Annotated in this window: 7 protein-coding genes; all 7 read right to left on the reverse strand. The window is 40.4% G+C overall.

Going from position 1 to position 9,147, the window contains the following annotated elements; translation table 11 throughout:
- Positions 1-177: 177 nt before the first annotated feature.
- The gene (locus IPU53_RS18560) at positions 178-2,373 is read right to left on the reverse strand and encodes a transglutaminase-like domain-containing protein (RefSeq protein WP_207452483.1); all 2,196 of its coding nucleotides are present in this window, start codon (positions 2,371-2,373) and stop codon (positions 178-180) included.
- Positions 2,370-3,584, reverse strand: a complete 1,215-nt coding sequence (locus IPU53_RS18565) for a DUF58 domain-containing protein (protein WP_207452484.1) — start codon at positions 3,582-3,584, stop codon at positions 2,370-2,372. Before IPU53_RS18565 ends, IPU53_RS18560 begins: the two co-directional genes overlap by 4 nt.
- 2 nt (positions 3,585-3,586) lie before the next feature.
- On the reverse strand, positions 3,587-4,540 hold the full coding sequence (locus tag IPU53_RS18570) for an AAA family ATPase (RefSeq protein WP_207452485.1): 954 nt from the start codon (positions 4,538-4,540) through the stop codon (positions 3,587-3,589).
- Positions 4,541-5,221: 681 nt separating this feature from the next.
- Positions 5,222-6,049, reverse strand: coding sequence for an ammonia-dependent NAD(+) synthetase (gene nadE, locus IPU53_RS18575; protein WP_207452486.1), 828 nt, complete (start codon positions 6,047-6,049; stop codon positions 5,222-5,224).
- 18 nt (positions 6,050-6,067) lie between these two features.
- Entirely contained in the window at positions 6,068-7,549 is a 1,482-nt protein-coding gene (locus IPU53_RS18580; protein WP_207452487.1) for a nicotinate phosphoribosyltransferase, read from the reverse strand.
- Between the two features lie 211 nt (positions 7,550-7,760).
- Positions 7,761-8,321 (reverse strand): cysteine hydrolase family protein, encoded by a 561-nt coding sequence (locus IPU53_RS18585; RefSeq protein WP_207452488.1) that lies wholly within the window; start codon positions 8,319-8,321, stop codon positions 7,761-7,763.
- On the reverse strand, positions 8,318-8,908 hold the full coding sequence (locus IPU53_RS18590; protein WP_207452489.1) for an HAD hydrolase-like protein: 591 nt from the start codon (positions 8,906-8,908) through the stop codon (positions 8,318-8,320). Before IPU53_RS18590 ends, IPU53_RS18585 begins: the two co-directional genes overlap by 4 nt.
- Positions 8,909-9,147: the final 239 nt, after the last annotated feature.

Here is a 9,147-nt window from a genome sequence, read left to right on the forward strand (position 1 = left end):
GGATGAAGGAAACCCTCCTGATTTGAAGTTCCACTTTATCTTTTGACCTTCCATTCTGAAATATGTAAGACGATTGAAATGCTCCCTCGATTTTCGAAGGAGCATTTCAGCTCATCGCCCAGACTAGTAGATGCGTGATCTGTGTTATCTCATTTTATACTTGAAAACGGCCCATGGTCAACCTGTTGCTTTTTTTATTAAATTTTCCCATAATTCCTTGGTCGCATTCAGGTCGATTTGCTCGCTAGAAGGAGATTGGTAAACTAACTTTTCATAGTTCATTGTTAAGATCCCCATATCTTTCGTTTCATAATAGGCATCCACATATGCGGCAAAATCACGAAGGGTTTGGCCCTTTTCTCGTTTTACTCCCACCCTTGCTAGCTGTTTCAACAGTTTTTCATAAGCCTCTATCAATCGCTCTTGATCAAAGTTCTGCTTATATACATATAACCAATAATAAGGGATCCATTTTCTTCTTGTCATATATAATAAGAACCCGATGATCATCATAGCAATCAGTAGATAGATAAAATACTTTTGATATTCCTTTAAAGAAATGGTTTCTTTTTTTGCAGAACCCGGATTCTCCTGTTTCTTTTGTTGTACTTCTTCATTCTCATCTTCTTTAGGTTCTTCGTTTGCTTGTTCCTCAGGCTCTGAAGATTGTGGATCTGAAGAATCTGGTGATGTAACATTATCCTGTTCATCATATGCATAGCTCACGGTGTTTTGAAAACCAATGGTTGGTTCAAATGGAACCCAGCCTTCTGTTGGGAAAAAGACTTCTACCCAAGAGTGTGCATTATTATTTGTAACTTCATATTTTCCGTTTTCTGGCTTGTATTGCCCATGTGAATATCCTTTCGCCCACCGCGCGGGAATTCCTTCCGCTCGTAACATTGTCACCATGGACGTAGAAAAGTTATCACAATAGCCCAGCTTTGTCTCAAAGAGAAACTGATCAACATAATCCTGGTCCCTTTCTGGGACAGGAACCTCTGATTGATTGTACGTAAACTCGCCATTTTTAAAATACCGTTCGACTGCCTTCGCTTTATCAAACCAATTATCCTCATCACCCATAATCTCATGGGCAAGCTCTTTCACACGCTCAGGGAGTGAATCAGGTAATTGTATATAGGATTCCATCCATTCTTCCATCTGTGAATCAATAGTATCATGACTGACCTCACGCATTTGTTCCATACTAACATCCGTGTCCTGATATTCGACTGTATATTGCTCCAGTTCAACAGCTTTATTTTGCTCATTAAAAGATCGCAGCTTATTTAACCTGGCATCATATTGAAAAAAACCATTTTCATTTCCTTTTACTGTCGTAAATCCATATGGAATAAGGATATGCGGATAAGGGATTTTCATCGTAATATGGGCTTCTTGTATTTCTTTATGCTCATTATTCATAAGTGGATCAATAGGGATATACTCACCTGGCTGAATATTTTCATGAGAGCTTTGACCCTTCGATGTTTCCCAGCCTTTTCCCGTATAGATGTCCTTTGTTTCCACCCGCCAATATTGCTGTGTTGGCGCTTCTGCCTCAAATACTACTCGATCATCCGGAAGAAAAGGGCCGCCTAAACTTGAATCATCTTCCCCATATCCAATCCGTGACAGCTCATTATTTCTTGGCAAAACATTATCTGCCTGTGATTGAATAAACGGCACGGGATCAGGCCAAATCGGTCCCGCTTTTGGTGACATATAACCAATAAATACACTAATGCCAACCAGTATCACAAGCGGAAACGTCCACTTCCATTTTGCTTTGAATGGCATCTGGATCTTTTCCTTTTCAAGCAACCTTTTGAAAAAGAGGAGCCCAAGCAAGAAAAAACCGATTGAAACAATGCGGATAATTGCCCACTTTGCATCATATTTCGTAAAGGTATCCAGTACACTTATATAAAAAATTGTCATCATAAAGAAAACAAAGATATTCCTTTTTACTTCTACCCAATATTGAAACAGATAGGCAACAATCCAGATAAGAATATACAGAAGGCCTGTACGGAATAAATCCGATAAACCATCAAATTGTCTTGTTAACAGGAGTTTGATGTTATCTATACTATCTTGAAGAAAGATATAACTCCATCCACCGAAACCACTGCTCCCTTTTCCAAAAACAAGAAAGAGCAAACAATAGATAATGAGGAGTTTCAATAGAAAGCCAACCCATGGGCGAACTTGGAAAAAGTACAAACAAAGGGTAAGCAAAAGAAAATAAACAAAATAATGAACATGTCCCGTGTTGGTAATATATTCCATTGGCCGTAGCCATTCCCATAATAAGAAAAAACCTAAGCCATATAGGAGAAATAGATCGCTTTTTTGCTTAAGATTCATGCTTGCAACGCCTCCAGAAAGGCCGCACGAAACTGGCCTTCATAGAGGGTTTTTACGACAATCCCTCTCTGATTGGCAAGCGAAATATATTTTCCTTCATTTTGATTGGCTGGCGTATCCCGCTTTTTAATATTATAAACAATCGTACCACCACTTCTTCTTAACTCCCCACTTAATCCATCAATTAACTTTTTATTAACTGTTGAAGTAATGATCGCGAGCGTAGCAGTTGGCTGATAAGGAGCTAATTCTTTCTTCATTACTTGAACGAGTGGGGTCGTGCAATTTGGCAGGACTCGAGCAAGATGATCAAAGATTACACTCTCTTGCATAGCTTCTCCACGAATGGGGATATAGGTCACTTTTTCTCCAACCGAAAAAAAGCCAAGCTTCCCACCATGTTGAATAATTGTTTTCACTAGTGATGCAGCAAATTCAACCGCCGCCTCAAAGTGCTCCGTATTCACCCGATCGAAGACGATCATCAGGTCATTCGTTTGCCTTACCTCGAATTCTTTTGACATCATTGTATTTGTACGCGCCGTTGCCTTCCAGTCAATCCAAGAGACTCTGTCACCTGGTTGATATTGCCTCACACTGGAAACGAGAGAAGTATCCCTTTGAAATTGCATTGGGTTCACGGTACCCCCATGTTCAAAGCGACTTTCCAATGGTTTATAGATTAATTCCTCATATCGAGGATAAACTAAGACCCTTTGCTGATAATCAAACCATCTTTCTTTTTTGAATATGCCTAGCACATCTCCTGTGATGAGGCGAATTCCTTCCCACTTATATTCTCCTCTAGAGACTTTTAATGGATATTTTAGGTGGATCCTCGTTTTGAACCCAGGAAAAATCAATTGCTTATGCTGCTTGGATTGGATGCTGGCGGGTAGAATATCCTCGACCACTAGAAACAAAATCGGGAAAGGAATTTTTCTTTTAACTGTGATTTCAATTATAATCGTTTCACCCGCTTTTAAATGGCGCTTTGGCATCCTTCTTTCCATTTTAAAGCCATGCAAGGGATAACATAAAAGCAGGAAGGAGTATAGCGCAAACGGTAGAAAGCTATAAAAGATAAACCAACTGACAAACCCACCTTGAAACATCGCAAAAGCATAGGAGCTTCCTAGCAAAATAAGCAATAACACCAGTCTGAAGAAGGACTCAAATCGTCGCAGACGCTTCAATCTAGCTTTGAGCATCGTCAAACAGTCCTTTTTATAGGAACATCAGTATTCCTAATAATCTGGTCTAATACATCTTCTGAATCTGTTCCTTGGTATTTAGCTTCTGGCCTTAAGATTACACGATGGGAAAAAACATACGGCGTTAGATATTGAATATCATCCGGTATCACGTAATCTCTCCCGGCAATGAAGGCATGTGCTTGTGCAGCTTTCATTAAAGCAATAGAAGCACGTGGGCTTGCCCCTAAATAAACATCCTCATGTTCTCTCGTCTGTCTGGCCAATTCTACTATATAGTATTTTAATCCTTCTTCTACATAGACGTCTTTCACATATTTCTGCATTTCGATTAAGGTCTCAAGAGATACAACGGGGTCTAATGTTTCAATTGGAGTATGTCTTTGTGCTCTCGTCAACACTTCCACTTCCTCCGAATGGTCTGGATACCCCATTCTCATTTTTAATAAGAAACGATCAAGCTGAGCTTCGGGAAGTGGATAGGTTCCTTCATATTCAATCGGATTTTGTGTGGCCATCACAAAAAAAGGACTTTTCAATTGCAGAGTCGTCCCATCTACTGTGACACTCTTTTCCTCCATTCCTTCTAAAAGAGCGGATTGTGTTTTCGGTGAAGTACGATTAATCTCATCAGCCAAAATAATATTCCCCATAATCGGGCCTGGCCTGAAAATAAATTCCATATCTTTCTGATTATAGACGGATACCCCTAGAACATCTGATGGCAATAAATCGGGGGTAAATTGGATACGTTTGAATGTGGCATTTACGGATTTAGCCAAGGCGCGGACCATCATCGTCTTTCCAACCCCTGGTACATCCTCTAATAAAACATGCCCTTCTGCTAATAAAGCTACAAGACTCAAACGGGTAATATCGGTTTTCCCGATCATAACCTCTTCAATATTTCCAATAATTTTCTGAACTTGTTTTTGCATCATCTCACTATTCATCGGCAGCATACACCATCTCTCTATTATATTAAATCACTGGCCATTTTCTCATCTACTTATAGCAAGCTTACACCTTTCTATGGCTAGCTCTGGCTCCTAGCAAACTTACAACTTCTGATTGCGCACTTCGCCGTGTTGTCTAGCTACAGACGGCAGGAGCGAGAGACTCGCAGGATGCGAGTCCATCGGTGTTTCGACAGGACGTCGAGCCTTTAACCGATGTTCCGCAAAATAACCCTGAACCGCCGAAGGGAAAATTCACCCTTCTTTGATTCCGGAACAATTGCCTGTCGCTCCTAATCAGCCGTCTTTCGCATTTCACGTTTCCTTTATCTCGTCAGAAGTCTTTAAATTTAGGCCCACAAGATGTGGGTCAGAACGGCGTTGCGCCAGGACGGCGCGACTTTAGCCGTTCCTCCTTTATGAACAGGCGCTTTCGCTTTTCTTTGGCTAGCTTCAGCGCCTAACGACTAGCAAATTTACGCCTTCTTCCTACGATAAGTCAACATCGGCTCATCCTTCGCCGTGTTTCCTTTATCTCGTCAGAAGTCTTTAAATTTGTACGCCGTTGAACAGGCGCTTTCGCTTTTCTTTATTATAACAAAAAAGGCAGGTAAAAAGTTTTGAATTTTCCTCACTTTTTACTCTGCCTTTATGGTTTTGTGTATAATTTGTTAACGATTAATGCCAAAAGTCATCAAATATGTTAATCGGTAGGTGGCGCTTATGAGCCGATTTGCGATAGAGTGCTTCGATTGTATTTTTGGCCGTTTCTGGTACCTTCTTTCCTTCGAGGTAATCATCGATTTCTTCATATGAAACACCTAGTGCAACCTCGTCTGGAATTAAAGGGCGGTCATCTTCAAGATCTGCGGTAGGGATTTTCAGATACAAATGCTCTGGGCATCCAAGTTCCATAAGAATTTTACGGCCTTGGCGTTTATTCAAACGATAAATGGGCACTAAATCAGATCCTCCATCGCCGAATTTCGTGTAGAAGCCTGTTAGGGCTTCAGCGGAATGATCTGTTCCCAACACAATCGCATTAAAATGAGCAGCTACACTATACTGTGCTTTCATTCGCTCACGGGCTTTCTCATTCCCTTTCGTAAAATCACTTATGGAAATTCCTGCATCCTGAATCGCTTTTACACTCGCATTCACAGCAGCCTGAATATTTATCTCATACACTTGACTCGGTTGAATAAATGTCAGGGCATCCTCTACATCCTGCATATCCGCTTGTGCCCCATAAGGTAATTTTAAAGCAATAAATTGATATTTATTATCCTGACGCTCCTGATTCAATTCATCCACTGCCATTTGCGCAAGCTTACCAACAAGCGTAGAGTCTTGCCCGCCAGAAATACCTAATACAAAGCCATTAAAGAATCCATATTTATTCAAATAGGCTTTCATAAAATCAATGCTCTTGCGAATTTCTTCATTTGGATCAATGTTTGGGCTCACTTTTAATTCTTCAATAATTTTTTTCTGGAGTGTGTCCATGAAAAAACCTCCCTATCTTCACTGACTATCTGCAGAATGTTTAAATCGCCTTACTTCCTCTTTTACTTTCTTAATATTATCCATTTTGTTATCCCAACATTTTTGACTAAGATCAACTGGATATTCTTCAGGGTTTAAAGACCTTTTATATTCATCCCATAAGACCTGCAAAGCCTGCTTCGCATATGCTTGAATCTCCATAAGTTCCGGCAGTTGATAAACCCGTTCCCCGTTTTCAAAAATAACATGATGTAAATGAACGGCCTCGAAATCAGTTACATACTTGCTAATATACGTATGAATTGGATGAAACATTTTTAATCGCTCTTCCTCAGCAGGCTGTTCATCCCAAAGTGTAATATAATCCCCCTCCGATTTATGATTTAACCGATTTATAATCCGATAAACCTTTTTTCTCCCTGGTGTGGACACTTTGTCAGCATTGCTGGAAATTTTTATCGTATCTTCCATTTCTCCCTGATCATTTTCGATGGCGACTAATTTGTACACAGCACCCAGCGCAGGCTGGTCATATGCGGTAATCAGCTTTGTCCCTACTCCCCAAGAGTCAATTTTGGCTCCTTGGGCCTTCAAATGCAAAATCGTGTATTCATCGAGATCACTGGATGCAAAGATTTTCGCATCTTTCAGGCCTGCCTCATCTAACATTCTTCTTGCTTCTTTTGATAGAAAGGCCATATCACCACTATCTAAACGGATCCCCTTGAAATTAATTTTATCGCCGAATTCTTTTGCTACTTTAATCGCTGCAGGTACTCCTGACCGTAAAGTATCATACGTATCAACGAGAAAAATACATTCTTGATGGGTCTCAGCATATTTTTTAAACGCCGTATAATCATCATGATAGGCCTGCACCATCGCATGAGCATGTGTACCGGAAACAGGCAATCCAAAGATTTTTCCTGCCCTTACATTACTTGTGCCATTAAAGCCGCCAATAAACGCCGCTCTCGTTCCCCATATGGCAGCCTCTGTCTCCTGAGCTCTTCTTGTTCCGAATTCCAAAGCCAACTCATCATTAACTACTTGACGGATCCTTGAGGCTTTCGTGGCGATCAATGTTTGGTAATTCACAATGTTAAGTAACGCTGTCTCCACTAATTGAGCCTGCACCAACGGAGCTTCTACTTGTAGTATCGGTTCATTCTGAAAGACCACTTCCCCTTCTTTCATGGAACGAATGGTGCCTGTGAATCTTAATCCTTGTAAAAATTGGATAAAATCTTCTTTATATTGTAATTCATTTCGTAAATAGGCAATATCGGTATCACTAAATCTGAAATTCTCAATATATTGAACGATTTTCTCCAAGCCGGCAAAAATCGCATAGCCATTCGCAAAGGGTAATTTTCGAAAATACAGATCAAATACGGCTTTGCGGTTATGGATTCCATCCCGGAAGTACGTTTCCGCCATATTAATCTGGTATAGATCTGTATGTAATGTCAAACTGTCATCATCGTAATGATTATTCATATTCATTAGCTCCCTTTATTTAGGTCTAGCACCCAACTAGCAAACTTTTAGTACCTGCTTACATAAGGTTAACATCGACTCACTCTTTCGTGTCCAGCTCCAAGCAGTAGGGGCTCGAGGTCAAATAACCCTGAATCTCTGAAGGAAAAAACGCCCTTCTTAGGTTCAGGAACATTTGCTTGTCGTCCCTTACCAACCGTCTTCCGCTTTTCTAAGTAACCGTTGTTACTTTGGCTCCAAGTGTATTCGTAAAATGAGTAAGAGCCCACTTATGTCCTGCTTCGTTAAAGCTTGCCACAGCGTCAGAGTAAAGAACGATATCGAAACCATTATTATAAGCATCAATCGCCGTGTGTAGCACACAAATATCTGTGCAGACACCGACAATATGTACTTCTTCAATTCCACGTTCCCGCAGCTTTATTTCTAAATTCGTCCCTGCAAATGCACTATATCTCGTTTTATCCATATAGTAAACATTTGTGGCTTGTTTATTCTTCTTATACCAGTCTTGTAGAGAACCATAGAGCTCTCTTCCCGCTGTTCCGCTCACATTATGCTTGGGGAAAAGTTTTGTTTCTGGGTGATGAGAATCTCCTTGCTCATGTTTATCAATCGCTAAGACTATATATTCATTTGCATCGAAAAAATTTTCCGTCACCTGAACAATCGCCGCTTCAATATCTTGTCCCGGCTTCCCACAAGTTAGTTTTCCGTCTGGTGCAACAAAATCATACGTATAATCTACATTTAGTAAAGCACGTTTTTTCATACCAACGGCCTCCTTAGAAGATCGACAACTTCATCCGTATATTCTTCAATTTTAAGATCTGCTTCAATATCAGAATTTTGAAAGGCGCATGTTCTTAAGCCTACCTGCTTCGCGGGAATTAAATCAAGCGCCCGATCCCCAATTGCCCAATCTAATTGATATTTATTATGTATGTATCGATAAGCATCCACTTCAGGTTTACGAGGGAATCCATCATCATCTGGGCTAACAATCTCATCAAAGTACTGTGCAAGTCCCCATTTCTCCAACAGCTCTTTTGTCGACTCGCGCGTTCGATGTGTCACAATCACATTGATCTCTGCAGCTGATAAAACTTTCTCCACGCCAGCAAAAGGCTCACTGCCTGTCTCCGAACGTGCGTGATCCAACTCCTTAAAGCGATCGCGGTATTGTTCGGGAATACCGAAATGAGCAAAAGCTTCCTTTGACGTTCGTTTCAGCCATCGAAGGGCCTCCGCTTCATCCGCTACCTTCCCATGATACTCTTCATGCACCGTACAAAAACTCTCGAGAATCGCCGGATATGTATTAAAAATTGTTCCATCTAAATCCCACAGTAACCTCATCTTACCCCACCTATTTCCATTCTGTAATCTTAGATTACCATATTTCAGCCAAAAATATATTTTAATGTTGGCATTTTACTAAAAATATGAGAAAAGTAAAGTGAAATTTCTTTTGCTGGAGGCATACAGCCGATTCATTCGGGATTAATGTTTTTTCATTTTCAAAAGAAAGCTGGGACAAAAAAATGCTAAATTCCAAAGACGAACATTGCAATACATTAGCGTAGGAAATATACGAA

This window comes from Bacillus sp. SD088 (assembly GCF_017355205.1).
Taxonomy (GTDB): Bacteria; Bacillota; Bacilli; order Bacillales; family Bacillaceae_C; genus Lederbergia.